We start from the raw sequence: 23,988 nt of genomic DNA, 5'->3' as shown, positions 1-23,988 counted from the left end.
CGTTACGGATTTTGCGGCCCTGCGCAAGGGCTTCGCCGGAATGGCCTAGCCCCGCCGACGCCTGCGCCCGCCGTCATCACCCGCCGTCTTGGTGTTGAAATTCACATCCGGCAGAGTGACGATGCCAAGGAGGTTCGGGAAGGCTTCCACCGCATTCGGGATGGCAGAGGCGTTGACGAAATGCTCCTGGAAGCGCGGTTCGATGGCGGTCTCGATCTTGTGGATGTCGCGGACGGTCGCCTCGATCTCGGCCCGGGCGGCGCGGTTCAGAAGCGCGATCCGCGCCCCGGTCCCCGCGGCGTTCCCGGCGGAGGACACCTTGGCCAGCGGCGCGTCCGGGATCATCCCCAGCACCATCGCGTGCTTGGGGCTGATATGTGCGCCAAAGGCCCCGGCCAGGATGATCCGGTCCACGGTGTCGACGCCGAACTTGTCCATGAGCAGGCGCGCACCGGAATAGAGTGCGGCCTTCGCCATCTGGATCTCGCGGATGTCGCGGTTCGTCACGGTGATCTTCGGCCCACCTTCGGCGCTGCCGTCGTGGACGAGGTAGCTGTAGGTCCGCCCGTCGAGGAACAGCCGATCCGACCCGGTCTGTTCGGGGCTGCCGATCAGGCCTTGGGCATCGACGATCCCTGCAAGGCGCATCTCGGCGACCATCTCGATGATGCCCGACCCGCAGATGCCGGTGACGCCCGTTGTGGCGGTGGCGGTGGCAAAGCCCGGATCGTCGGACCACAGATCGCTGCCGATGACCTTGAACCGGGGTTCCTTGGTCAGGGGATCGATCTCCACCCGCTCGATCGCGCCGGGTGCGGCGCGCTGGCCCGATGAAATCTGTGCGCCTTCAAAGGCTGGGCCAGTGGGCGAGGAACAGGCAAGGACCTTGGTCGTGTTGCCCAGCAGGATTTCGGCATTGGTGCCGACGTCGACGACCAGCATCAGATCCTCGGACTTGTCGGGGGCTTCGGACAGCGCGACGGCAGCAGCGTCCGCGCCCACATGGCCCGCGATGCAGGGCAGAAGGTAGACCCGCGCGGCGGGGTGGAGTTGCAGATCAAGATCGCGCGCGGTCAGGCGGAGCGCGTTCGAGGTGGCAAGCGCAAAGGGGGCCTGGCCCAGTTCGTAGGGGTCTATCCCGAGGAACAGGTGGTGCATCACCGGATTGCAGACAAAGACCGAATCCATGATCAGGCCCCGGTCGACCTTCGCCTCGTCGCACAGCTGGCCGAAGAGGGTGTTCATCGCCGTGCGCACCGCTGCGGTCATTTCAGCCGCGCCCGACGGGTTCATCATCGAATAGCTGACCCGGCTCATCAGGTCTTCGCCAAAGCGGATCTGCGGGTTCATCAGGCCGGAAGAGGCGACAACCGCCCCGGACCGCAGATCGCACAGATGCCCGGCGATGGTGGTGGACCCCAGATCCACGGCCACGCCATAGATCGTGTCCTCGTAAAGCCCGGGCCAGACATGCATGATCCGGGGCGTGTCGGTCGCGGCCACCTGGTGCAAGGCCACGGTGACCTTCCACTCGCCCTTGCGCAGGATGGGTTGCAGCATGGTCAGGACGGGCAGGTCGATGGTTACGTCCTGAAAGCCCCACTGATCCCGCAGCGCGTCCGACAGGCGTTCCAGATCGCCCGAGGGGTCGTGCATGTCGGGTTCGGCCACCTCGACGAAATGCAGATGCACGGACGGGTCCATCCGGATTTCCCGCGCCTCGACGCGCTTGCGGACGACCTGCTTGTGGACCTGGGATTCGGGCGGCACGTCGATCACGACGTCGCCCATGACCTTGGCCTGACAGCCCAAACGGCGCCCGTCGATCAGGCCGCGGATGCGCTTGTAGCGGTCCTCGACCGCGTTCCACTCCGATAACGCGTCTTCGGCCACGGTCACGCCGTGCTTGGGAAACTCGCCATAGCCCGGGGTGATCTGGCACTTTGAACAGATACCGCGCCCGCCGCAGACTGAATCGAGGTCCACCCCGAGCTGCCGCGCGGCGGTCAGGACCGGCGTCCCCAGCGCAAACCGTCCCCGCTTGCCCGAGGGGGTGAAGATCACGAGTGCGTCGTCAGTCATGTCGGCTGTCTTTCCGGCCTTGGCGCCCCGGCGGGGTCTTCGTGGGTGAAGTGGTACTGGATCTGGTCAAAGCGGTCGCGGGCGAAGGTGTAGAACCAGCGCAAGGATTGGGTCGCCACCGGAACGCCATGCTCGGCCATCCCGGGGATGTAAAGGGCGATGCCCGGTGCGAGCCGGTGGGGAACACCGTCGATCAGCACGATCCCTTCTCCCTCAATCCCGAAATAGACCTCGGGTTCGGCATGACGGTGCAGCGCAAAGGTTTCGCCTGGCTGCATTTCGGCAATGCCGCAGACCAGCGCATCGGTGGGCGTCACCTCTCCCGAGACGAGCGTCCGCCACGACAGCGTGCCGCGCGCCGGGTCGTCCCAGCGGGCGGGGGCGCAGTCCTGCGCGTCGATGCTGATGGCGGCCGGCCTCGTCATGCTGTCCCGGTTCTAGTCTGGCGCGCGGCGGCTGCAATGCTGGAATGCGGCAAGTGACGGCGTCATTCCGTCATTCCCCCTTCCGGGCGCGTGGCCGGGGCACGGCATCGATCAGGCCGATCTTCTGCCAGATCTTGCGCGAGAGGCTCGACCCCAGCAGCTCGATGTCCGTCACTGCCTGTGCCACCCCCTCATCCGGCACCGCCTGGGAATAGAGCGCGGCCAGCTTGCCGGTCAGCGCCAGAAGCTCGGAGCAATAGTCGAGGTAGCGCGACATCTCGACCGCCGTCAGGTCGCGGGCGGGCGAGGTCTCGGTCGGCGTGAAGTCGGGAGACAGCGTCACCGGGTCCTTGGTCAACTGGTGCATGTCGATGACGTGGATGATCGACCGCAGCCCATGCAGTCCGCGCGCCACCCGCTGCCGCTTGACCCGCGCTTCCAGCCGGACCAGCGCGACCAGGCCCAGCCCGGCAAGAAGGGCTGTGTTGATCGCCGCCTCGATCCCCTCGACCGAGCCGATGGCATCCTGGCCCACATCCCGCAGCGGCAGGATCGACCCGACCCAGAGGAACACCGCCGCCCCTGCAAGAACCACCATCGCGACAAGGCCGCGCAGCCACCAGATCGGCGGGGTCAGAATCTCGACCTCGGTCCGAATTGCCCGGGCCTGCGCCGACACTTCGCTTGCGACCTGCGCCAGACCCCGGTCCGGAAACCGCTCGCGGATGCGCGTTTCCAGCCGCTCGGCGGTGGTCAGGATCTTTGCGGCGTCAAGGGTGCGGAACGGCATGGCGCAGTCCTATCACCTTGCCGCGATTGCGCAAATCGGCTTTCACTTCGGCAAGTATCCCCGGCCTAGCCTTGGTCCAGCCAGGCCAGGATCGCCTCCCGGTCTCCGTCGAGCCGTGGCGCCGGGGGCAGGGCGGTCTGGTCGGGCAGGGTGGAGATCTTGATCGGGTTGCCGGGTGCGGTGAAGGCGGGGCCTCCTGCATGCGGCGTCACGGGCAGGATCATGTTCCGGGCGCGCAGTTGCGGGTCGGCCAGAACCTCGACCATGTCCTGCACCCGGGCAGTGGGCAGGCCCGCCTTGTCCAGCACCTCCAGCCAATGCGCGACGGGCTGGCCCAGTGTCACCGTCTCAATCAGCCGTTTCAGCAGCGCGTGGTTCTCGCAGCGCGCGGCGTTGGTGGCGAAACGGGGATCGGTGGCGAGGGTCAGGCCCAAGACATCGCAAAGCCTGCCGAACATCGCGTCATTGCCCGCCGCTATCACCACGAAGCCGTCCGCCGCACGGAAGGTGGCGAAGGGGGTGATCGTGGGATGGCGCGCTCCGGTCGGGCCGGGGGCGACCCCGGTGGCTGCGGCGATGGCAAGCCCGTGTTCCTGGATCGCCAGTTGCGCATCCAGCATTGCGACATCAATGAGAGCACCCTCGCCGGTCCGTTCGCGCTGGTAAAGCGCGGCGAGGATGCCTTGCGCCAGATACATCCCCGCGACGATGTCGCCGATCGAGGCGCCGACCCGCACCGGTGGCCCCCCGGTCTCACCCGTGATAGACATCACCCCGCCGCGCGCCTGCACCACCATGTCATAGGCGGGCTTCTGTGCATCGGGCCCGGTCTGGCCAAAGCCCGAGACGGCGGCGTAGATCAGGCGCGGGTGCTTTGTGTGCAGCGCCTCCCAGCCATAGCCCAGCCTCGCCATCACGCCGGGGCGGTAGTTTTCCACCAGCACATCGGCCCGCGCCACCAGCCGGTCAAGGATCGCCCGGTCGGCATCCGCCTTCAGGTCCAGAGCGATGGACTGCTTGCCTGCGTTCAGGGTCGCGAAATAGGCGCTTTCGCCCTGAAGGAACGGCGGGAAGGCGCGGGTGTCGTCGCCCGTGCCCGGCCGTTCCACCTTGATGACCCGCGCGCCGAGGTCCTGAAGCGTCTGGGTGCAGAACGGGCCCGCCAGCACATGTGTCAGGTCGAGGATCAGGATGCCATCCAGGGGTGCCATGCGTCTCTCCTTTGCCGCGACGATGCCAGACCTGCGTGGGCCAGACGTTGACGCCGGTCAAATCCCCCTCTACCTCGCCCACATGGCACGCGCACCCCTTCTTCAGCTTTCCGGCATCTCGCTGACCTTCGGCGGCAACCCGGTGTTCGACGACCTTTCGCTGACTGTCCAGCCCGGCGACCGCATCGCGCTGGTCGGGCGGAACGGGTCGGGCAAGTCGACGCTGATGAAGGTGATGGCCGGGCTGGTCGAGGCCGACCGGGGCACCCGAACCGTGCCGCCCGGCGTGACCGTGGGCTACATGGAGCAGGAGCCCGACCTGTCCCGCTTTGCCACCCTGGGTGATTTCGCGGCCTCGAACCTGCCCGAGGGGCAGGATTACCGGCTTGCTGTCGTGGCCGAGGGGCTGAAGTTCAATCCGGCGACCCCGGTGGCCACCGCCTCTGGCGGCGAACGGCGGCGGGCGGCGCTGGCCAAGCTTCTGGCCGAGGCGCCGGAGTTGATGCTGCTGGACGAACCGACCAACCACCTGGACATCCAGGCCATCGAGTGGCTGGAGGCCGAGCTTTCGACTACGCGCACAGCCTTTGTCCTGATCTCCCACGACCGCGCCTTCCTGCGCGCCTTGTCCAAGGCGACGCTCTGGATCGACCGGGGCGAAGTGCGCCGCCGGGATGCAGGATTCGAGGGGTTCGAGGAGTGGCGGGAAACCGTCTGGGCCGAGGAGGACGAGGCACGCCACAAGCTGGACCGCAAGATCAAGCACGAGGCGAAATGGGCGGTGGAAGGCATCAGCGCGCGGCGGAAACGCAACCAAGGCCGGGTCCGCGCGCTGCAGGCCCTTCGGGCAGAGCGGAAGGCACAGATCCGGCGGCAGGGGACGGCGGCCTTCGCGCTCGACAGCGGTCCGACCTCGGGCAAGAAAGTCATCGAAGCGGTCGGGCTGACCAAGGCCTATGGCGACAAGACCATCGTCAAGGGCTTCGATCTGCGCGTGCTGCGCGGCGACCGGGTGGCATTCGTGGGACCGAACGGGGTTGGAAAGACCACACTTCTCAAGATGTTGACCGGCGAAGTTCAACCTAATTCCGGAACGGTGACACTTGGCACCAACCTGGAGATCGCGGTTTTCGACCAGACCCGCACGCGCCTCGACCTTGAGGCAAGCCTCTGGGACAACCTGACGGTCGATCCGCTGATGCGGGTCTCGGGCGCGTCGGATCAGGTGATGGTGCGGGGCACGCCCAAGCATGTCGTCGCCTACCTCAAGGACTTCCTCTTTGACGAAGCGCAGGCCCGCGCCCCGGTGCGCAGCCTTTCGGGCGGCGAACGCGCGCGGCTTCTCTTGGCGAAACTGATGGCACAGCCGTCGAACCTCTTGATCCTGGACGAACCGACCAACGATCTGGACGTGGAAACGCTGGACCTGTTGCAGGACATTCTGGGCGATTACGACGGGACGGTGCTTCTGGTCAGCCACGACCGCGATTTCATCGACCGCGTGGCCACGGCGACCGTTGCGATGGAGGGCGAGGGCAGGGTGCAGGCCTATCCCGGCGGCTGGTCCGACTATGCGGCGCAACGGCCCGAGCCGGTTGAAGCGACAGAACGCCCATCGGCCCGCTCTGCAACGGTGCCTGCGACCGCAAAGTCGGAAGCGCCCAAGGGCGGTCTGTCCTTCACCGAACGGAAGCGACTTGAGGACCTGCCCGACCTGATCGCGCGGCTGGAATCCGAGATCGGCAAGCTGTCGCAACTCCTCGCCGACCCCGAGCTTTTCACCCGCGAGCCGGTGAAGTTCCGCAAGGCGACCGAGGCCCTGACCGAACGCCAGACCGCCCTGGAGGCCGCGGAAACCGAGTGGCTGGAATTGGCCGAACGGGCCTGAAGGCGACCTGACGCAAGGGAACCGGCGGGGGTGTGCCCAAAGCGTCCCGGTTCCTCGGCGCTTCCCCGCCAAGCCGGAACACTGTCCATCAAGCAGTCGTGAGGCGGCATTGTCCTTGGCGGCAACTGTCCCCATTCCCTCCTTCGAGCCACCCGGAACCGACGCAAGCGCGCCGCGTTGAGGTTGGCCAGAACAAGGAGACAGAAATGAAAACTATCGCAGCACTGGTGGCGACCGCCGCCCTGACCGCCCCTGCCTTTGCCGGCGGGCCGACCGTCGTGGCCGAAGAGCCGGTCATCGCCCCCGTTGAAACCGCCTATGTCGCCCCCGGCCTCGACTGGACTGGTGCCTATGTCGGCGCGCAGATCGGCTATGGCGACGTGGATTCGAACGGCGCAGCCCTTGACGGCAACGACTGGTTCGGTGGCGTCCACGCCGGCTATCGCTGGGACCTCGGCAACTGGGTCGCCGGGTCGGAACTGTCCTACGACGCGAACAACATCGGCCTTGGCGCCGTGGACGGTGACGAGCTGGACAGCGTGCTCGCGCTGAAACTGACCGCGGGCCGCGAGATCGGCAACAGCCTGGTCTACGGGACGCTGGGTGCGGCGCGCGCCGAAGCCTCCGTCGGCGGCGTCGATCTGAGCGACAACGGCCTCGTCTACGGGCTGGGCTTCGACTACGCGGTCAACGAGCGCTGGACGGTCGGCGGGGAAGTGACCGAGCACAAGTTCGACAACTTCGATGCTTCCGGCGTGGACTTCGACGCCACCACGGTCAAGGCCAAGGTCGGCATGCGTTTCTGACGCGACGATCTTGACCTTCTGCGGCGCGGATGCCCCCCGCGCCGCAGCCTTTAAGCCCCGCCTAGTGACAGAGCGCTGGTCGCATCAGGAAGGACCGGTCGTCGCCCTCTGACCGCTCCAGCGTGGCAAAGCCGTTGTCGTTCTCGAACGACATCCCAAGGCTCGACACGGATAGAATGATCGCCCCGTCTTCTGCCGGATCGATCTGGAACCCGCCCGCATCCCCTTCCATCGTGCAATACAGGTGACCGGCCTCGTTCTCGCAAGCCGCATAGGCCTGAAAGCCGCCAGGCACACCACGCAGTTGCAGGGTCAGGTATAGGCCAAGATAGGGCTCGTCGACCTCGCGTGTGCGACTGACCGAGATCCCGACGACCTGCTGCCCGGAATGTTTGGCGAGATGAGCCTTGGTGTAGGCCCGGGCATAGCAGCTGTCGGCGTTTGGGAACATCTGGTCGCGCGGGCTTTGCGCTATGGCGGCTTGTGTGGACATCAGGACGAAGATCGCAGCACAACGCGTTGGCGAATTTACCATTTCCCTGTCGCTCCCCCTCCCGAGGACCGTCCGCCGCCAAAGCCACCTCCGCCGCCGCCACGGTCGTTCCGGCCTTTCGTCGGGTCACGGTCGCGGCGGGCTTCGCTGGAATTCCAGCTGATCGGATAGGACTTGCGGTCGATGAAGCCGCAGGCGGAACAGGTCAGGTGCTGCAAGCCCATCCCGGGTTCGGACCGGGTCGGGCGCTCGATGATTTCGCGGCTGCGTTCCAGGGTCGCGGCTCCGCAGTTCGGGCAGGTGACCCGGTTGCGGCGCGTGCGCCAGATGCCGAAGCCCGCGACGGCGGCGACCCCGCCAAAGGCGAGCAGCGGGGTGAGAAGGGAGTCCGCCGCCTCTTCGGGGAACCCGTCTGTCACGGTCACGGGCTGGCCTGCCAGGAAGGGCGCGATCAGCCGGTCCCGGGCCGAGGCGATTCCGGCCTCGATCCCGCCGGCAATCTGGCCATCGCGCAGCGCGGGCAGGACGGCGGTCGACAGGACCCGTGCGGCGCGGCCGTCGTAGACCGGGTCATAGCCTGCCCCCAGCGCGATCCGCGCCTCACGCCCCTGGATGTCCAGAAGCATGAGGATACCGTCGTTCCGGTCAGCCCCGCCGACGCCCCAGGCATTGAACAGGCCCTTGGCGTAGCTTTCGATGCCCATGGTCCCGGCGCCATAGGCGTCCAGCCCCGGCACGGTGACGACGACGACCTGCACCCCGGTCGCGGTGCGAGTATCGGCCAGAAGCCGGGTGATGCGACCCTCTTCGGTGGCGTCCAGCACATCGGCGAAGTCGGACAGAGTATCGGAGAGAGGGTCGGGAAAGGTCTGGGCCGCGGCCGACGTGGCAAGCGTCAGCGCGACGGCAAGGGAACGGAGGAACATGATGCAAGCATTTCTTGAACTGTCTTTGCAATGAACATGACATCTTCTTCGCGACAGTCAAACGATCCGACCTGCACCCGGATCGCAAACCGGCCATCCACCCGGGTCTGGGTCAGGTAGATCCGGCTATCATCGTTGATCCGGTTCAGAAGGTCTTCCGTCGCCGCGTCGTCCTTCAGGGCAAAGCTGAACAGCGACAGGCGCGGCTCGGTCACGATCTCGATCCCCGGCAAGGCGGCCAGCTGATCCCGTGCCGCCCTGGCCCAGGCGACATGGTTGCGGATCCGGCCCCGCAGGTTGTCCAGCCCGTAGGCCCGCAACACAAACCACAGCTTCAACGCCCGGAATCGGCGGCCAAGCGGCACGGTCCATTCGTTGAAGTTGACGATCTCCTCGCGTCCTGCCGTCTCCAGATAGGTCGGCCGCAGACCAAGGGTCCGCACCTGCGCTCCCGGGTCTTTCAGGAACTGGACGGAGCAGTCGAACTGCGCGCCAAGCCATTTGTGCGGGTTGAAGACGATGGAATCGGCCCCCTCGACCCCGGCCCAGAGATCGCGGAACTCGGGGCAGATCATCGCGCTGCCCGCCCAGGCCGCGTCGACATGCACCGGCAGGCCCTCGGCCTTGGCCACGGCCACGCAGTCTGCGATGCGGTCGAAGGCCCCTACCGATGTGCCCCCGGCGCACAGGATCACCCCCGCCGGATGCAGCCCCGCAGCGCGGTCCGCCGCAATCGCTGCCTGCAGGGCCGCGCCCGTCATCGCGCGGTCGCCGTCCGTCGCCACCTTCACCAGGTTCCGCTGCCCGATCCCCGCCACCCGGATCGCCTTGTCGACCGAGGAATGCGTCTCGGCGCTGGCATAGAACCGCAAGACCGGACCGCCCGACAGCCCCGCCTCCAGCCCCTGATACCCCAGGGCCTGTTCACGCATGGTCAGGACAGCGGACAGCGTCGCGTTGGTCGCCGAATCGTGGATCGTTCCCACGAAGTCGTCAGGCAGCCCCACTGCCTGCCGCAGCCAGTCGACCATCACCTGCTCGACTTCCGTGGCGGCGGGCGAGGTCTGCCAGATCAGCGCGTTGCTGGCCATCGCGTTGACCAGCTGCTCGGCCAGCATCGAGGCGGGCGCGGCATTGGCCGGGAAATAGGCGAAGAAGCGGGGATGCTGCCAATGGGTCATGCCATCTGGCACGATCCGCTCGAAGTCGCCCCAGATCGTCTCCATCGGTTCGGGTGCGTCAGGCGGGGCAGGGGGCAGTTGCCGCGCCACCGCCCCGGGCACCAGCGGCGCGCGGACTGGCCGGTCACGCAGGGTCGCGTGATACTCCGCCGCCCAGTCCGCCGCCCGTTTCGACCAGATCCGCAGATCTTCGTGATCCATATCCGCCTCCCATGCCCCGTCGCAAATGGGCATCTTGCCGCCGAAACGGCAAGGGGCGACCGCGATCCCGACACAGAGGCTCCTTTTTCCGGCCATTACCTGCCATTAAGAAATCTGTCGCAAGACTGTTGCCGAATACCTCCGCCCAAGAAATCCATGAGGCCCCCCCATGTCCCTGTCCCGCCGCGCCGCCCTTCTGGGGCTGTCCGCCTTGGCCCTGTCAGCCTGCGTCGGCGGCGGCACCTTCAAGACCGACTACAACCGTCTGCCACCCGAGGTGTCGCAAGGCTGGCGCCTGGCCGAGGTCCGGGTGGATGTGCCTCGCACGCTGGTCGTGTCCGAAGCGAAATCGCTGTTGCCCACGGCTGACATCGTCTGGCGCGAAGACCCGATGGGCGACCGTCACGTTCAGGTCGGCAAGATCATGCAGGCCGCCGTCCTGCGCGGGGCACAAGGCCTGCGCGGGTCGCGCCCGGTCATCATCAGCATCACCGTCACCCGGTTCCACGCCCTGACCTATGAGGCGGAACTGTCGAACTCTGACTGGGGCGTCCACAACGTCGACTTCACCGCCCAGGTCAACGATGCCCGCACCGGCGAGGTGCTGGTGCCCGCAACCGCGATCCGCGCCGAAACCCCGGCCTGGTCGGGCGCGCGGATGCGCGAGGCGCGGCGCAAGGGGATCACCCAGAAGTCGATGATCTCGAACCATGTCGCGGCCACGGTGGCGGGCTGGCTGGCGCTTGGCCCCGACAACCGGGGTGAGTTCAGCCGTCAAGGCAACTGAACGCTGCGCCGACGCGGAACCCAAGAATTTTCGCCGAAAATTCTTGGGCTGCGCAGGAGGCGGACCTTGAACTGCGACCTGCCGGTCTATCCCAGCGTGGACTGCACCCTTTTCGGCAGGCTTGCCCGGATCAGCGCGTAGGACGTGGCAACGCGTTCGGCCAGTTCTTCATCCGGGACCTGCCCATGCGGCAAAAGCATCCAGCTGGCGTGGAAATAGGGCGCCTTCATCGCCCGGCCCATCTCGATCACCAGGGCGGCGGTCTCAAGGCTGTCGGTCTTGACCACCGTGCCTTGGGCGCTGGTGACGGCAAAGATCTTGCCACCCACCTTCCAGACATCGGCGTCGGGACCGAACGGCTGGGATTTCTCGCCACCCGCCTGCCGGGCGCAGAGGGTGTTGGCAAAGGCCTGATCCTGCATGGCGGAATTTCCTTGGCGGCAGCGCGATGTCTGATGTATGTCTCCCACCCATGACGACATTGCGCAACATCTGCATCTGCTGCATTACCCGCTGACTTCGGTCGCGCGGGCGCTTCGTCATTCCCCTTGGATGAAAAGCCGGTCCCGCGCAGGGTGAAGCATGCCTGCAATCCGGGACGACCAAGATGACGACGATCCGCCTGACCAATTCGAAGACCCGCCGGAAGGAAGACTTCCAGCCGATCGACCCGTCGAATGTGCGGATGTATGTCTGCGGCCCCACGGTCTATGACCGCGCCCATCTGGGCAACGCCCGGCCCGTCGTGGTGTTCGACACCTTGTATCGCCTGCTTCGGCACGTCTACGGGGCCGCTCACGTCACCTATGTTCGCAACTTCACCGACGTAGACGACAAGATCAACGCCGAGGCCTTGCGGCGCCAGAAGGCGGGATCGCCCGGCACTCTGGAGGACCTCATCCACGAACGGACCGAGGAGACCATCGCCTGGTATCACGCCGATATGGACGCGCTGGGGGCGCTGCGGCCGAACCAAGAACCCCGCGCGACCGAGTTCATCGGCCAGATGATCGTGATGACCGAGGGGCTGATCGCAAGCGGTCACGCCTACGCGGTCGAGGGGCACGTCCTGTTCCGCGTCCGGTCCTACAAGGACTATGGCAAGCTGTCGGGCCGGTCGGTGGACGACATGATCGCGGGCGCAAGGGTTGAGGTCGCGCCCTTCAAGGAAGACCCGATGGACTTCGTGTTGTGGAAGCCGTCTTCGGGTGAGGAACCGGGATGGGCCTCCCCCTGGGGCAAGGGGCGGCCGGGCTGGCATATCGAATGCTCGGCGATGGCGCATGAGCTTCTGGGGGAGTCGTTCGACATTCATGGCGGGGGCCTCGACCTGCAGTTCCCGCACCATGAGAACGAGATCGCCCAATCCGCCTGCGCCCATCCGCACGGCGACTTCGCGCATTACTGGCTGCACAACGAGATGCTGCAGGTCGAGGGCAAGAAGATGTCCAAGAGCCTTGGCAACTTCTTCACGGTGCGGGATTTGCTGGACCAGGGCATCCCGGGCGAGGTGATCCGGTTCGTCTTCCTGATGACGCATTACCGCAGCCCGATGGACTGGACAGCGGAGAAGGCGCGGCAGGCCGAGGCGACGCTGCGGAAGATAGCGGATTTCCTTCATTCGGACCCGCTTACACAGCCTTGGGTAGACAGAAACTCGGTCAACGCTCCTCAAGAGGTGATTGACGCGTTGGCGAATGATCTGAACACCTCTTTGGCACTCACCCATCTGTCCAGATACCTGAAGGAAGGAGACTATGTCGCTTTGCTTGGGTCGCTGAGATTGCTCGGGTTCTACCCTGATGCTCTGAAAGTGAAGTTTGCGACGTTTGCCGCTGAGGCCCATGAGAACGACAGCACGAGTGGCTATAGCGTAAGCTCCCTAGGCCTAAGCAAACGCACTTCGGAAATCTTGGTCGAGAAACTGAAAGAGCTTACATCACTCCGGTCTTTAGCCATGGCCTCCAAGGACTTCGCCGCCGTCGACGCCCTCAAATCCGCCCTGATCGCCGCCGGCGTGGAAGTCCGCATGTCCAAGGCGGGCGTCGAACTTGTCCCCGGCCCCGACTTCGACCCGGCCAAGCTGGAGGCTTTGCAGTGACCGCCCAAGAAGAAAAATTTTCGTCCGAAAATTTTGCGGCCCCCCGCGACCGCCTTTTCCTTTTCGACACCACTCTGCGCGACGGCCAGCAGACCCAGGGCGTTCAGTTCTCCACCGCTGAGAAGGCCCAGATCGCCCAGGCCCTCGACCGGCTGGGAGTGGACCATATCGAGGGCGGCTGGCCCGGCGCGAACCCGACGGACTCTGACTTCTTCGCCGCCCCCCCGCAGACCCGCGCCACCCTTACCGCCTTCGGCATGACCCGCCGCGTGGGTCGCTCGGCCGAGAATGACGACGTCCTCGCCGCCGTCCTGAACGCGGGCACCCCGGCGGTCTGCCTTGTCGGCAAGACGCACGATTTCCACGTCACCACCGCCCTCGGCGTGACCCTGGAGGAAAACCGCGAGGCCATCGCCTCGTCGATCCGCCACCTCGTTGCGAAGGACCGCGAAGCCTTGTTCGACGCGGAACACTTCTTCGACGGCTACCGCGCAAACCCAAGCTATGCCCTGTCTTGCCTGAAAGCCGCGCTGGAAGCCAGGGCAAGATGGATCGTCCTCTGCGACACCAATGGCGGCACCTTGCCCGCCGAAGTGGGTCGCGTGACGGCCGAGGTCATCGCGGCGGGTATCCCCGGCGACAGACTGGGCATCCACTGCCATGACGATACCGGGAACGCCGTTGCCAACTCGCTTGCCGCGGTGGAGGCCGGGGCGCGGCAGATCCAGGGGACACTGAACGGCCTTGGCGAACGCTGCGGCAATGCGAACCTGACGACACTGATCCCGACGCTGCTGCTGAAGGAACCCTACGCGAGCCGGTTCGAGACCGGGGTCAGCCGCGACGCTCTGGCGGGCTTGCTGAAAACCAGCCGGATGCTGGACGACATCCTGAATCGGGTCCCTCTGCGCTCAGCCCCGTATGTCGGGGCCAGCGCCTTCGCCCACAAGGCGGGCCTGCATGCGAGTGCGATCCTGAAGGACCCGACGACCTACGAACACATCGACCCCGCGCTGGTGGGCAACGAGCGCGTCATCCCGATGTCGAACCAGGCGGGTCTGTCGAACCTGCGGGCGCGGCTGGCGGCGGCGGGGATCGAGGTTGACCCGAAGGACGCGCGGCTGGGCCGGATCATCGAGGTCATCAAGGACCGGGAGGATCAGGGCTATGCCTATGACGGCGCGCAGGCCTCGTTCGAACTGGTGGCCCGGCGCGAATTGGGCCTTTGCCCGGAGTTCTTCGAGGTCAAACGCTACCGGGTCACGGTCGAGCGGCGGAAGAACAAGTACGACCGGATGATCTCGCTTTCGGAAGCTGTGGTGGTAGTCAAGATCGGCGACCGCAAGAACATGTCGGTTTCGGACAGCATGGACGAGACGGGCAGCGACCGCGGGCCGGTGAACGCGCTGGCGAAGGCTCTGGGCAAGGACCTTGGGCCCTATCAGGCCTGTATCGACGACATGAAGCTGGTCGATTTCAAGGTGCGGATCACCAATGGCGGGACCGAGGCCGTGACGCGGGTCATCATCGACAGCGAGGACGGGCAGGGCCATCGCTGGTCCACGGTCGGGGTCAGCGCCAACATCATCGACGCCAGTTTCGAGGCGCTCTTGGACGCGATCCAGTGGAAGCTGATCCGCGACTTCGGGGCTCCGAAGTGAGCGTCGCGGCCTGCGCCGAGCTGGTGCGGCGGGGCGATCCGGACCGGTTTCTCGCCGTGATGGCCGCGCCGCCCGAGGCGCGGGTGCAACTTTTCCCGCTTTACGCCTTCAACCTGGAGGTCGCCCGCGCGCCCTGGGTCGCACAGGAGCCGATGATTGCCGAGATGCGGCTGCAATGGTGGCGCGATGTGGTGGAGAATGCGTCTTCGGGTGCGGCGCGGGCGCATGAGGTGGCGGGGCCGCTGCACGACCTGATCCGCGACTTCGGCCTGCCGGTCGATGTGCTGGACGCGCTGATCGCGGCACGGCGCTGGGACATCACCCGCGAACCGCATGCCGGGATCGAAGGGCTGACCGCCTATCTCGACGATACCGGGGGCGGGCTGATGTGGCTGGCCGGACGGGCGCTTGGCGCCCCCGACGCCGCGGAACATTCGTTGCGGGCCTTTGGCTGGGCCGCAGCGGCGGCAAGTTATCTGCAGGCGGTGCCGGAACTGGAAGCGCGGGGACGGCAGCCCTTGCCGCATGGCACCTCGGCGGAGGAGTTGGCCCGTCTCGCCTTGGTCAAACTCGCCACGGCGCGGCAGGCCCGGCCGCTGGTGCCAAAGGAAATCGCCCCCGCGTTCCTTGCGGGGTGGCAGACGAAAAGCCTGTTGCGTCAGGTGATTGCGACGGGGCGCTGCGACGTCCGCTTGTCCGAGTTCCAGCGCCGCTGGCGCCTGTTGTGGCAGGCCACGACCGGACGCTGGTAGGCGGCTCCTCGTTCGTCTCCGGCTTCTCGTCGAGAGCGTCACACCAGCGATGAGCGCATGAAATGCGACGAAGAGCGGCGGTCAGGCACGGGTTTCCTGCGGGCGAAGCCAGAGCCAGATCAACGCACCACCGGCCAGGACCAGGAAGGGCAGCATCGCCAGGTTGACCATCTGCCAGCCCGCCTGAACCGTTCCGCCCGAGCAGTTCATCAGCCCGCCCGAGGAGAACGAGGCCAGCGTCACCCCGCCAAAGACGACCAGATCGTTCAGGCCTTGCAGCCTCCCGCGTTCCTCGGGGCGTTGGGCGGAGGTCAGCATGGTCGTGGCGCCGATGAAGCCGAAGTTCCAGCCAAGGCCCAGAAGGATCAGGGCGATGAAGAAATTCTCCAGCTGGACGCCCGCCATCGCAACGGCCCCGGCGGCGGCGAGGATCGTCAGGCCAAGGGCGATGATCCGCTCGGTCCCGAACCGCGCGATCAGGTGGCCGGTGAAGAAGCTTGGGGCATACATCGCCAGGACATGGGCGGTGACCACATCCGCCGCATTGCCCTTGTCGAAGCCGCAGCCGACGACGGCCAGGGGCGAGGAGGTCATCACCAGGTTCATCAGCGCGTAGGAGACCGTGGCGCAGATCATCGCGACAAGGATGGTCGGGTTGCGCAAGAGTTCGGCCCGCGATCGGCCAGCCGGGCTGCCGGCAGCGGGGGCCTTGGGCTTCGGGATGTTCAGCGCCAGGAACAGCAGCGACCCGACAAGGTTCAGCCCGATGACGGTCAGGTAGGAGCCGAGGAAGGGCACGGCCATCTCGTCGGCGGTGATCTTCACCAGCTGCGGGCCGAAGACGGCGGACAGAAGGCCCCCCGCCATCACCCAGCTGATTGCCTTGGGGCGGAAGGCTTCGGACGCTGTATCTACAGCGGCAAAGCGGTAAAATCCGTTTGCGGACATGTAGATGCCGGACAGAAGCGCGCCGATGCAGAAGATCAGGAAGCTGCCGCTGGACAGACCCCAGGCGCCGATCGCCGCCCCGACGGCGCCCCCGGCGGCCCCGAAGAAGAACCCGGCGCGGCGGCCAAAGCGCTGCATCAGCATCGAGAGCGGCGTCGCAGTCAGCATTGAGCCGATGACCATCATCGTGATCGGCAGCGTCGCCCAGCAGGCGTTGGGCGCGAGGCTCGACCCGGCAAGCCCGGCGATGGTGAAGATCATCGGCAGTTGCGCGCCAAGGACGGCCTGGGCGGCGACAAGGACAAGGACGTTTCGGCAGGCGGTGGAGTCGTTGGTCATGCGCCAAGCCGTAGACCCGCCGACTGGCGGCGGCAAGGGGAGTTGCGGGGGAACCATAGGGATGCAAGGGTGCGCGCCATGGTGGGGCGGATCATCCAGACGCTGGACTGCGTGGCCGAGGGGGCGGACTGGCTTGCCCGGCAGGAGCCGCGCTTTGCCCATGCGCTGCCGCTGGTCGGCACCCTGCCGCTGCGGCGCGAGGCGGACGGGTTTGCGGCCCTGTTGCGCGCAATTGTCGGGCAGCAGGTGTCAGTCGCCAGCGCCCGCGCGATCTGGGCACGGCTGGAAGCGGCGGGTCTGACCGAGGCGGAGGCGATGGCGGCGGCCTCGGACGATGACCTTCGCGCGGCGGGCCTTAGCCGCCAGAAGGCGCGCTATGGGCGGGCACTGGCGCAGGCAGGTATCGATTTCAATGCCTTGCGCGGTGTTCCTGATGTGGATGTCGTGAAAACGCTGATCGCGGTGCCGGGGATCGGGATCTGGACGGCAGAGATCTATGCGATGTTCGCCCTCGGTCGCGCGGATGTCTTCGCTCCGGGGGATCTCGCGCTGCAAGAGGCGGCGCGGATGCTGTTCGGGCTGGAGGTGCGGCCCTCGGACAAGGCGCTTCGCGGGATGGCCGAAGCCTGGTCGCCGTGGCGGTCGGTTGCGGCGCGCATCCTTTGGGCCTACTACCGCGTGGCCAAGGAACGGGACGGGGTGATCTGATGCGGGAATTGCGGTTCGGCCGGAAGGGCATGGCGCAGGGAAAGGCCACCTCGCTGGTCGTCTTCCTGCATGGCTATGGCGCGGATGGGGCCGATCTTCTGGGACTGGCCGATGTGCTGGCCCCGCATCTTCCCGGTGCCGCCTTCGTGGCGCCCGACGCGCCCGAGCGGTGCGTGGGCGGCGGGTTCGGCTATCAGTGGTTCCCGATCCCCTGGCTGGACGGGTCGCCCCAGGCGGCGGCGGATGCGGGATTGGCGGCCTCTGTCAAGGACTTGAACGGGTTCCTTGATGCCCGCCTGACCGATGAGCGCCTGACTCCGGACCGCATGGTGCTGATCGGTTTCAGCCAGGGCGCGATGATGAGCCTGCATGTCGCCCCACGCCGGGACGCAGCCGTGGCAGGGGTGGTGGCGATTTCGGGGCGGCTTCTGCGCCCGGAGGCCTTGGCGACAGAGGCGCAGGTCAAGCCGCCGGTCCTGTTGATCCACGGCGATCAGGACCCGGTGGTGCCGTTCACCGATATGGCCAAAGCCGGCGATGCTTTGGTGGCGGCGGGCTTTCCGACCTATGGCCATGTGATGCAGGGCACCGGCCATGGTATCGCGCCGGACGGGTTGGGCGTGGCGTTGCAGTTCTTGAAAGAACGGCTGGCTTGACAGCAGCTTAGGGCTGGCTGTTCAGGTAGGCCGCGCAGCCGGTCAGCGCGGCGTAGTCGTCCTCGACCACGGTGACCGAGAAGTCCTTCAGCAGAAGATCGACGCGCCGCGCCTCGCGGAATGCGGTCTGCAGGCCGAAAGTCTGGAAATAGGGCGTCATCGCGCGGGACATCCCGCCGATCAGGAAGATCCCGCCATAGGGCAGGTGAATGAGGGCCAGATCGCCCAGCATCTGGCCAAGGATGTGTATATACAGGCGTGCGGCATGGGTTGCGACCGCATCGCCAGCCTCCAGCGCGCTCAGGACCTGCGCCGAGGTCAGTTCCGCCGGATGGCCTGCGGCATGGGCCGCGAAGGCATGCAGGTTGGCCAGCCCGCGACCGGCCAAAACCTCCTCCACACCCGCGTGGGGCACTTCGCCTTCGGCGCGCAGCCGCGCCTGGATGAAGCGGGCGAGCTGCACGTCTTCCTCGCTGCGGACGGGCATGTTGACATGGCCACATTCCGAAGGCGGGACAACACGGCCCTGCGGCCCGGGGTGAACGGGGGCGGCATTGACGCCGGTACCAAGCCCGACGACCAGCATGGACGCGCCGGTTTTCACCGGCCCGTCGATGACAGTGCGCAGATTGGCCGCTGGGATATGGCCAAGCGCCTGGCCCTGGGCTTGCAGGTCGTTCAGAATGGCAACCTTGCGCGCGCCGGTCGCGCCCGTCAGCTTGGCCGCATCCATCACCCAGTCGAGGTTGGTCATCGTCGCAACGCCGTCCTGCACGGGTCCCGCAGCAGCGACGCAAACGCCCGTCACCGTGGCCCCGGTTGCCGAAAGGTAGTCGCGCAGCACATGGGCGATGTCTTGGCCGCGCGCCTGATATTCAGCGTTGGGATAGCGGCGGATCGAGTCGAGTCGGACGGACGCTCCGTCGGCCAGCGCCACGCGGGTGTTGGTGCCACCGATATCGGCAAGGATCGCAAGGGTCATGGGCCGGGTCCGTCGTTCAGAAGACAGCTGCGTGATAGGGCGAAAGCGCCGGGCGCGCCAGTGGTTTCAAAGCGGTTCGAATCTGGTCAACGCTGCGGGGCCGGTCCGGTCGACATCCCTTCGACAAGCTCAGCCTCCAGGAGCTTCTGGACCTCGCCGGCACCTGGGTTTGCGATCCGCGCCAGCAGCATTTCCGCCACCAGCCGACCCGCCTCGCGCACCGAGGATCGCATGGCGGTGAAGATCGGGCGTTCCTCGCCGTTCTTCATGTAGCTCAGATCGTCGTCAAAGATGATGACCGAGACGTCGCGGCCAAGCTTCAGACCCGCCCCTTCGATCGCGCGGCGGACCCCCATGCCGGACAGCATCGAGGCCGCGACAAAGGCCGTGGGCGGATCGGGCAGGGCCAGCATGGCGCGCGCGGCGCGGTAGCCCGCAACTTCGGTCATCTCGTCAGAGGCCATCAGCGCCGGATCGGGCTCGATCTGCCGCGCGGCAAGCGCATCCAGATAGCCCCGGCGGCGGCGAATGGCGAAATCCATGAACTCAAGCCCGTTGACCAGCGCGATGCGGCGGTGGCCAAGATCTAGAAGATGCTCAGTCGCGCGCTGGATTGCGCGACGGTTGTTCACGTCCAGCCAGGAATAGTCCAGCGTGGCCCCGGTAGCACGGCCGTGCACGACGAAGGGCAGCCCGACTTCGTCCAGAAGCGCGATGCGCGGATCGTTTTCGCGCGGGCCATGCACGATGACGCCATCGACGTTGCCCTTCATCTTCATGGCGCGGTAGGTCTGTTCTTCCTCTTCATCGGGGACGACCGACAGCACCATGTCATAGTCGTTGCGGCTGTAGGTCTCGCCCGCGCCCGCGATGAAATCGGCAAAGACCGGGTTCACGATCTCATGCCGGTTGGCGATGGCGATGACATGGCCCACCGCCATCGCGCGGCCGGTGGCCAGACGGATGGCGCGGGCGTTGGGGTGGTAATTGTGTTCCTTGGCCGCCGCGATCACCCGTTCGCGGGTGGCCTCGTTGACCTCGGGATAGCCGTTCAGCGCCCGTGACACCGTTGTCGGCGACAGGCCAAGCCGATGAGCAAGATCCTTCAGGTTCATGTGGCAGCGCACTCAAGGCGGTTTGGACGCTAGGGACCATAGCCACAGCCCGCCGGTGCGTCAAAGCCTAAGGCAAGGAGTTTGGGCGGTCAAAGCCGCATCAACGCCACAAGCCCCAGCCAGAACAGGCTGAGGCCGCCACTGACGATCACCGGCACCCAGAGGGTCAGCCGGGGCGTGGGGGCAGGACAGCGTTTCAGCGAGACCTGTTTCATGGGACCGATTAACGCCACTGTAAGCTTTTCGTCCCGTTAATGGCGCATGGACAACTGCGCCGCATTCGACGGATTCCTGCCGTTCCAGCAAAGCGAGCCCTATGCGGCGGCGGCAGCAGCCGTGGGCGCGCGGCTGCGCTGGTGCGATCTGGACGCAGGCCGGGCGCTGGTGGTCGAACGCGGCCCGCTGCGGCTGATTTCGCGCGGGCCGGTCTGGGCTGCGGCGTGCAGCGCGCGGGATCAGCGCCGGGCCCTGCGTCAGCTGGCGCGGTGGCCAGGCCTGACCATCGCCACGCCCGAGGCCCCGGTGCAGGGGTTTGGCCTGGTTCCGCTGGTCACGCCGATGCACCACGCAGTCTGGCGGCTTGACACGGACCTGCGCACGGGACTTGCGGGCAAATGGCGCAACCGGCTGGCGGCGGCCGAACGCGCAGGCGTCACGGTTCGCCCCGGTAGCCGCGAGGCGTTTGACCGGCTGATTGCTGAGGAGTTGCGGCAGCGGCTGACCCGCGGCTACCGCAGCCTTCCCCGAGATTTCAGCCGCAACCTTCCCCCCGACGCGCTACGGGTTTGGGAGTGGCGGGAGAGGGGTGACCTTGCTGCCGCGATGGCCTTTGTCCGGCACGGCTGCTCGGCCACCTATCATCTGGGCTGGGCTTCTGACGCTGCGCGCGACAGGGGTGCACATGCCGTGATGCTGCTTGCCGCCGCCACTGCTCTGCAGGCCGAAGGGGTCCGCTGGCTGGATCTCGGCTCGGTCGATACCGAGCGGGCGCCGGGTCTTGCCCGGTTCAAGCTGGGGACCGGGGCCGTTCTGCGGCGGCTGGGGTCGACGATGCTGGTCCTGCCCTGACCCGCTTGCCGTCCCCATGCAACCGGGGCAGGGTGGCGGCAGCAAGGGGAGGCTGCCATGGTCACCGTGACGGATGAGATGATCGAGACCTACCAGCGCGACGGGGTCGTGCTGGTCAAGGGACTCTGGGCCGACTGGGTCGAGATGCTGCGCGCCGGGATCGCGCGGAACATGGCGAACCCGACGCAGCAGATGGCGACGCTGAAACCGGGCGAGCCGGGATACTTCTTCGACGATTACTGCAACTGGCAGAAGGTCCCGGAATTCGCCGCAGTGATCCGGCAGTCGCAGGCCGCCGAGGTTGCCGCCCGGCTGATGCGGTCGGACAGGGTGCAGCTGTTCCATGACCATGTCCTGGTGAAGGAACCCGGCACGACGAAGCCGACGCCCTGGCATACGGACGGGCCGTACTATTTTGTCGAGGGGCGGCAGACGGTCAGCTTCTGGTCGCCGCTGGATTCGGTGAAGGAGGTCTCTCTCCGCTGCGTGGCCGGCAGCCACCTCTGGCCCAAGGACGTGCTGCCGACCCGCTGGATGTCCGAGACGAACTTCTATCCCGGAGAGGATGACTACATGCCGGTCCCGGACCCCGAAGCCGAGGGGATGCGCATCGTCGAATGGGAGATGGAGCCGGGCGATGCGGTCGCCTTCAACTTCCGCACGCTGCACGGCGCGCGCGGCAATCTTGCGGCCACCCGGAGGCGGGCGTTTTCCTTGCGGCTGGTCGGGGACGATGCCCGCTATGTCGAGCGGCCGGGCCCGACCTCTCCGCCGTTTCCGGGCCACGGGATGGTTGCCGGTCAACGGCTGCGCGAGGACTGGTTCCCGCAGATCTGGCCGCAGGTGGCGTAGAGCATACCGCAGCTAACGAGTTGAGCGGGAAGGGTAATCGAGCAGTGCATATATGAAGGTAAATACAGCCGTATATACATTGCATTGTAGCCGCCTGTGTATACACGCAGGCACGTTTGGCCGCTCGACGTGTTGCACAAGGTTGAATGAGCTTTCGCTCGTTCGCCAATAGGGATGCGACATCCGGCGTGATCGACTGTGCGATCAGGCTGTGTTCAGTTAAAGGGAAAGGAGGAATTCCGTGGCTGCAGGTCCCGTCCGTCACCGGCCCAAGCTTTACCCGCCGCCGGAGTTCCCGCCGCGCAAGGTGAAGCTGTTTGCCACGACTCCGCCCGCGATATTTCCGCCGATCCTGGGGCTTCTGGGGCTGGCCACGGCCTTGCGGGTGGGGACCGCAGAGTGGGGCGTCGGGCAGGAACTTGCTGATCTCGCCTTCGGCCTTGCCCTGCCGCTTTGGGCCTTCGCCGCCTGTACATACATCGTAAAAATACTGCGGCGGATCAGCGTGGTAACAGATGATCTTAAGGTTATGCCCGCGCGGGCAGGGCTGGCGGCAGGAACCTTGGGCGGGATGGTGGCGGCGGGCCTGCTTGCTGGATTCGCCCCCAGTGCTGCTTCTGTCCTGCTTCTTGCGATGCTTGCGGCACATGCGCTGCTGGTCGGCCTGACCCTGCGGGTGCTGGCCAAATCGCCGCCGGAGGCACGGCAGGTCAATCCGGGGTGGCACATGACCTTTGTGGGGTTCATCGTCGCCACACCAGCTGCCGTGGCGCTGGGGCTAGACGGCCTTGCGCGTGGGATCTTCTACGCGACGCTGCCCGTTGCGCTGGCGATCTGGGCTGTCAGTCTCGTGCAATTGGTCCGACGGATTCCGCCAGCCCCCTTGCGCCCGTTGCTGGCGATACACTTGGCCCCGGCGGCCCTGTTGGCGACCACGGCAAACCTGACCGGGATGGCGATGCTGGCGCAGGTGTTCGCGGTGCTGGCACTGGTCATCCTGTTGGCCCTGGTCGCATCCGCGCGCTGGATTACCGAGTCGGGCTTCTCGGCCTTTTGGGGTGCATTCACCTTTCCGACTGCCGCCGCATCGACGGCGCTGATGCTGCAGGGCGGGGCGCTTGGCTGGCTGGGGCAGGGGCTGTTGGTTCTGGCGCTGGGGGTGATCCCGTGGATCGCCTATCGGGTGCTGAAGCTGTGGCCGCGCGGACACCTGGCGGCGAAGACCAACGCCGCCGAGGCCTAGATCAGCGCGACCCACGCGCGGGCAAGGGCAAGGCCGTGGGCATCGGCGGGCTTGCCTTTCACTTCCGCCTGGTCCGGATGGCGATCCGCCCAACCCGGCAGCATCCGGTCGATCACCTCGGGGAAGTGCGCGATCCAATCGCGCACGACTGTTCGACTGGCTTCGAAGTGGAACTGGGTGCCATAGGTAGCACGGCCGATGCGGAAGGCTTGGTGGGCTGCAGTCGGGCTTTGGGCCAAGTGGACAGCGCCTTCGGGCAGGGTGAAGGTGTCGGAGTGCCATTGGAAGATCGGAAAGGTCTTTGGCACCTGTGACAGGACCGGATCGGCACGGCCCGCATCGGTCAGGCTGACATCGACCCAGCCGAATTCCGGCGCGGTGCCAAGGTGGTTGTCCGCCCCGAAGGCGCGGGCAAGAACCTGGCTGCCAAGGCAAATGCCAAGGACCGGGCGGTCCATCGCGGTGTAGTCGGCCATCAGCCGGGCGAGGTCTGGCAGGTAGGGATGGGTATGGTCGTCACGCGCCGATTGCTCGCCGCCAAAGACCACCAGCGCGTCGGCATCCACGGTGCGGGGCAGGGGTTGGCCGGACCAGGGTTTGTAGAGGTCGATCAGGGCTGCGGCCTCGTGCAGGGCCACGCCGACCTGGCCGTGATGGGTGATCCGGGTGTTCTCGACAATGGCAACGCGCATGGGTGTCCCTTTGGTTCACGGGCCTAATCTGCATGGGGCGCAGGCGGGGGCAAGGGGGGACTCACGGGCGGATTTGCCCTT

At 66.4% G+C, this 23,988-nt stretch carries 24 protein-coding genes; 11 read left to right on the top strand and 13 right to left on the bottom strand.

What is annotated here, in order from left to right; all coding sequences use genetic code 11:
- Positions 1-45: 45 nt before the first annotated feature.
- The 4 genes from E8M84_RS16900 to E8M84_RS16885 all read right to left on the bottom strand — a co-directional run bounded on the left by E8M84_RS16900 (position 46) and on the right by E8M84_RS16885 (position 4,508).
- Positions 46-2,082: an ASKHA domain-containing protein gene (locus E8M84_RS16900; protein WP_137112376.1), complete on the bottom strand. Its 2,037-nt coding sequence runs from the start codon at positions 2,080-2,082 to the stop codon at positions 46-48.
- Positions 2,079-2,507, bottom strand: coding sequence for a cupin domain-containing protein (locus tag E8M84_RS16895; RefSeq protein WP_137112375.1), 429 nt, complete (start codon positions 2,505-2,507; stop codon positions 2,079-2,081). The genes E8M84_RS16900 and E8M84_RS16895 overlap by 4 nt, the downstream gene beginning before the upstream one ends.
- 70 nt (positions 2,508-2,577) lie before the next feature.
- Positions 2,578-3,297, bottom strand: coding sequence for a hypothetical protein (locus E8M84_RS16890; RefSeq protein ID WP_137112374.1), 720 nt, complete (start codon positions 3,295-3,297; stop codon positions 2,578-2,580).
- A 65-nt stretch (positions 3,298-3,362) separates the two neighbouring features.
- On the bottom strand, positions 3,363-4,508 hold the full coding sequence (locus E8M84_RS16885) for a CaiB/BaiF CoA-transferase family protein (protein WP_137112373.1): 1,146 nt from the start codon (positions 4,506-4,508) through the stop codon (positions 3,363-3,365).
- 82 nt (positions 4,509-4,590) lie between these two features.
- Between E8M84_RS16885 and E8M84_RS16880 the strand changes: the two genes are divergently transcribed.
- Both E8M84_RS16880 and E8M84_RS16875 read left to right on the top strand, forming a co-directional pair.
- Positions 4,591-6,396, top strand: a complete 1,806-nt coding sequence (locus E8M84_RS16880) for an ABC-F family ATP-binding cassette domain-containing protein (RefSeq protein ID WP_137112372.1) — start codon at positions 4,591-4,593, stop codon at positions 6,394-6,396.
- A 206-nt stretch (positions 6,397-6,602) separates the two neighbouring features.
- Complete coding sequence (locus tag E8M84_RS16875; protein WP_137112371.1) at positions 6,603-7,202, top strand: outer membrane protein; 600 nt, start codon at positions 6,603-6,605, stop codon at positions 7,200-7,202.
- A gap of 61 nt (positions 7,203-7,263) precedes the next feature.
- On the opposite strand, the gene E8M84_RS16870 is transcribed toward E8M84_RS16875, so the two are convergent.
- Genes E8M84_RS16870 through E8M84_RS16860 form a run of 3 tightly spaced genes read right to left on the bottom strand, consistent with a single transcriptional unit; the run spans position 7,264 to position 10,003 of the window.
- Positions 7,264-7,695, bottom strand: coding sequence for a hypothetical protein (locus E8M84_RS16870; protein ID WP_137112370.1), 432 nt, complete (start codon positions 7,693-7,695; stop codon positions 7,264-7,266).
- A 35-nt stretch (positions 7,696-7,730) separates the two neighbouring features.
- The gene (locus E8M84_RS16865; RefSeq protein WP_137112369.1) at positions 7,731-8,621 is read right to left on the bottom strand and encodes a TPM domain-containing protein; all 891 of its coding nucleotides are present in this window, start codon (positions 8,619-8,621) and stop codon (positions 7,731-7,733) included.
- Entirely contained in the window at positions 8,591-10,003 is a 1,413-nt protein-coding gene (locus E8M84_RS16860) for a pyridoxal-dependent decarboxylase (protein ID WP_137112368.1), read from the bottom strand. The genes E8M84_RS16865 and E8M84_RS16860 overlap by 31 nt, the downstream gene beginning before the upstream one ends.
- A gap of 169 nt (positions 10,004-10,172) precedes the next feature.
- Between E8M84_RS16860 and E8M84_RS16855 the strand changes: the two genes are divergently transcribed.
- Positions 10,173-10,790 carry a DUF6778 family protein gene (locus tag E8M84_RS16855; protein WP_137112367.1) on the top strand — a complete coding sequence of 206 codons (618 nt, stop codon included), beginning with the start codon at positions 10,173-10,175 and terminating at the stop codon, positions 10,788-10,790.
- Between the two features lie 86 nt (positions 10,791-10,876).
- On the opposite strand, the gene E8M84_RS16850 is transcribed toward E8M84_RS16855, so the two are convergent.
- Entirely contained in the window at positions 10,877-11,212 is a 336-nt protein-coding gene (locus E8M84_RS16850) for an MmcQ/YjbR family DNA-binding protein (protein WP_137112366.1), read from the bottom strand.
- Positions 11,213-11,397: 185 nt separating this feature from the next.
- Here E8M84_RS16850 and cysS point away from each other — a divergent pair, with 185 nt between their 5' ends.
- From cysS to E8M84_RS16835, 3 genes are read left to right on the top strand one after another with little or no spacing between them, the layout of a single operon-like run.
- Positions 11,398-12,891: a cysteine--tRNA ligase gene (gene cysS, locus E8M84_RS16845; RefSeq protein WP_137112365.1), complete on the top strand. Its 1,494-nt coding sequence runs from the start codon at positions 11,398-11,400 to the stop codon at positions 12,889-12,891.
- On the top strand, positions 12,888-14,552 hold the full coding sequence (cimA, locus tag E8M84_RS16840) for a citramalate synthase (RefSeq protein ID WP_137112364.1): 1,665 nt from the start codon (positions 12,888-12,890) through the stop codon (positions 14,550-14,552). The genes cysS and cimA overlap by 4 nt, the downstream gene beginning before the upstream one ends.
- A complete protein-coding gene (locus E8M84_RS16835; protein ID WP_137112363.1) occupies positions 14,549-15,304 on the top strand; it encodes a squalene/phytoene synthase family protein in 756 nt (251 codons plus the stop codon). The genes cimA and E8M84_RS16835 overlap by 4 nt, the downstream gene beginning before the upstream one ends.
- Before the next feature lie 81 nt (positions 15,305-15,385).
- On the opposite strand, the gene E8M84_RS16830 is transcribed toward E8M84_RS16835, so the two are convergent.
- Positions 15,386-16,591 (bottom strand): MFS transporter, encoded by a 1,206-nt coding sequence (locus tag E8M84_RS16830; protein ID WP_137112362.1) that lies wholly within the window; start codon positions 16,589-16,591, stop codon positions 15,386-15,388.
- Positions 16,592-16,669: 78 nt separating this feature from the next.
- Between E8M84_RS16830 and E8M84_RS16825 the strand changes: the two genes are divergently transcribed.
- Positions 16,670-17,299 carry a DNA-3-methyladenine glycosylase gene (locus E8M84_RS16825; protein WP_137112795.1) on the top strand — a complete coding sequence of 210 codons (630 nt, stop codon included), beginning with the start codon at positions 16,670-16,672 and terminating at the stop codon, positions 17,297-17,299.
- Positions 17,296-17,955, top strand: coding sequence for an alpha/beta hydrolase (locus tag E8M84_RS16820; RefSeq protein ID WP_137112794.1), 660 nt, complete (start codon positions 17,296-17,298; stop codon positions 17,953-17,955). The genes E8M84_RS16825 and E8M84_RS16820 overlap by 4 nt, the downstream gene beginning before the upstream one ends.
- Before the next feature lie 7 nt (positions 17,956-17,962).
- On the opposite strand, the gene E8M84_RS16815 is transcribed toward E8M84_RS16820, so the two are convergent.
- The 3 genes from E8M84_RS16815 to E8M84_RS21815 form a co-directional block, all read right to left on the bottom strand.
- On the bottom strand, positions 17,963-18,937 hold the full coding sequence (locus E8M84_RS16815; protein WP_137112361.1) for an ROK family protein: 975 nt from the start codon (positions 18,935-18,937) through the stop codon (positions 17,963-17,965).
- An 86-nt stretch (positions 18,938-19,023) separates the two neighbouring features.
- On the bottom strand, positions 19,024-20,052 hold the full coding sequence (locus E8M84_RS16810; protein ID WP_137112360.1) for a LacI family DNA-binding transcriptional regulator: 1,029 nt from the start codon (positions 20,050-20,052) through the stop codon (positions 19,024-19,026).
- A gap of 89 nt (positions 20,053-20,141) precedes the next feature.
- On the bottom strand, positions 20,142-20,267 hold the full coding sequence (locus E8M84_RS21815) for a hypothetical protein (protein WP_276607130.1): 126 nt from the start codon (positions 20,265-20,267) through the stop codon (positions 20,142-20,144).
- Between the two features lie 46 nt (positions 20,268-20,313).
- On the opposite strand from E8M84_RS21815, the gene E8M84_RS16805 reads away from it, so the two are divergent.
- From E8M84_RS16805 to E8M84_RS16795, 3 genes are all read left to right on the top strand, one after another.
- Positions 20,314-21,120: a GNAT family N-acetyltransferase gene (locus tag E8M84_RS16805; RefSeq protein ID WP_137112359.1), complete on the top strand. Its 807-nt coding sequence runs from the start codon at positions 20,314-20,316 to the stop codon at positions 21,118-21,120.
- A 57-nt stretch (positions 21,121-21,177) separates the two neighbouring features.
- Positions 21,178-21,972, top strand: coding sequence for a phytanoyl-CoA dioxygenase family protein (locus tag E8M84_RS16800; protein ID WP_137112358.1), 795 nt, complete (start codon positions 21,178-21,180; stop codon positions 21,970-21,972).
- 241 nt (positions 21,973-22,213) lie between these two features.
- Positions 22,214-23,215, top strand: a complete 1,002-nt coding sequence (locus tag E8M84_RS16795) for a tellurium resistance protein (protein WP_137112357.1) — start codon at positions 22,214-22,216, stop codon at positions 23,213-23,215.
- Here E8M84_RS16795 and E8M84_RS16790 read toward each other — a convergent pair.
- A complete protein-coding gene (locus E8M84_RS16790) occupies positions 23,212-23,907 on the bottom strand; it encodes a type 1 glutamine amidotransferase (protein WP_137112356.1) in 696 nt (231 codons plus the stop codon). The genes E8M84_RS16795 and E8M84_RS16790 overlap by 4 nt on opposite strands.
- Positions 23,908-23,988: the final 81 nt, after the last annotated feature.

The sequence above is a fragment of the Rhodobacter sp. SY28-1 genome (genome assembly GCF_005222785.1).
GTDB lineage: Bacteria > Pseudomonadota > Alphaproteobacteria > Rhodobacterales > Rhodobacteraceae > Tabrizicola.
The sequence above is the reverse complement of the archived record's forward strand: the minus strand, read 5'-3'. Positions and strand labels throughout refer to the sequence as shown.

Coding starts and splice junctions, on each gene's coding strand:
- E8M84_RS16875 (WP_137112371.1), top strand. CDS start 6,603: ATGAAAACTATCGCAGCACTGGTGGCGACCGCCGCCCTGACCGCCCCT.
- E8M84_RS16895 (WP_137112375.1), bottom strand. CDS start 2,507: ATGACGAGGCCGGCCGCCATCAGCATCGACGCGCAGGACTGCGCCCCC.
- E8M84_RS16850 (WP_137112366.1), bottom strand. CDS start 11,212: ATGCAGGATCAGGCCTTTGCCAACACCCTCTGCGCCCGGCAGGCGGGT.
- E8M84_RS21815 (WP_276607130.1), bottom strand. CDS start 20,267: ATGAAACAGGTCTCGCTGAAACGCTGTCCTGCCCCCACGCCCCGGCTG.
- E8M84_RS16805 (WP_137112359.1), top strand. CDS start 20,314: ATGGACAACTGCGCCGCATTCGACGGATTCCTGCCGTTCCAGCAAAGC.
- E8M84_RS16880 (WP_137112372.1), top strand. CDS start 4,591: ATGGCACGCGCACCCCTTCTTCAGCTTTCCGGCATCTCGCTGACCTTC.
- E8M84_RS16815 (WP_137112361.1), bottom strand. CDS start 18,937: ATGACCCTTGCGATCCTTGCCGATATCGGTGGCACCAACACCCGCGTG.
- cysS (WP_137112365.1), top strand. CDS start 11,398: ATGACGACGATCCGCCTGACCAATTCGAAGACCCGCCGGAAGGAAGAC.
- E8M84_RS16810 (WP_137112360.1), bottom strand. CDS start 20,052: ATGAACCTGAAGGATCTTGCTCATCGGCTTGGCCTGTCGCCGACAACG.
- E8M84_RS16885 (WP_137112373.1), bottom strand. CDS start 4,508: ATGGCACCCCTGGATGGCATCCTGATCCTCGACCTGACACATGTGCTG.
- E8M84_RS16825 (WP_137112795.1), top strand. CDS start 16,670: ATGGTGGGGCGGATCATCCAGACGCTGGACTGCGTGGCCGAGGGGGCG.
- E8M84_RS16865 (WP_137112369.1), bottom strand. CDS start 8,621: ATGTTCCTCCGTTCCCTTGCCGTCGCGCTGACGCTTGCCACGTCGGCC.
- E8M84_RS16830 (WP_137112362.1), bottom strand. CDS start 16,591: ATGACCAACGACTCCACCGCCTGCCGAAACGTCCTTGTCCTTGTCGCC.
- E8M84_RS16855 (WP_137112367.1), top strand. CDS start 10,173: ATGTCCCTGTCCCGCCGCGCCGCCCTTCTGGGGCTGTCCGCCTTGGCC.
- E8M84_RS16870 (WP_137112370.1), bottom strand. CDS start 7,695: ATGTCCACACAAGCCGCCATAGCGCAAAGCCCGCGCGACCAGATGTTC.
- E8M84_RS16860 (WP_137112368.1), bottom strand. CDS start 10,003: ATGGATCACGAAGATCTGCGGATCTGGTCGAAACGGGCGGCGGACTGG.
- E8M84_RS16890 (WP_137112374.1), bottom strand. CDS start 3,297: ATGCCGTTCCGCACCCTTGACGCCGCAAAGATCCTGACCACCGCCGAG.
- E8M84_RS16790 (WP_137112356.1), bottom strand. CDS start 23,907: ATGCGCGTTGCCATTGTCGAGAACACCCGGATCACCCATCACGGCCAG.
- E8M84_RS16900 (WP_137112376.1), bottom strand. CDS start 2,082: ATGACTGACGACGCACTCGTGATCTTCACCCCCTCGGGCAAGCGGGGA.
- E8M84_RS16800 (WP_137112358.1), top strand. CDS start 21,178: ATGGTCACCGTGACGGATGAGATGATCGAGACCTACCAGCGCGACGGG.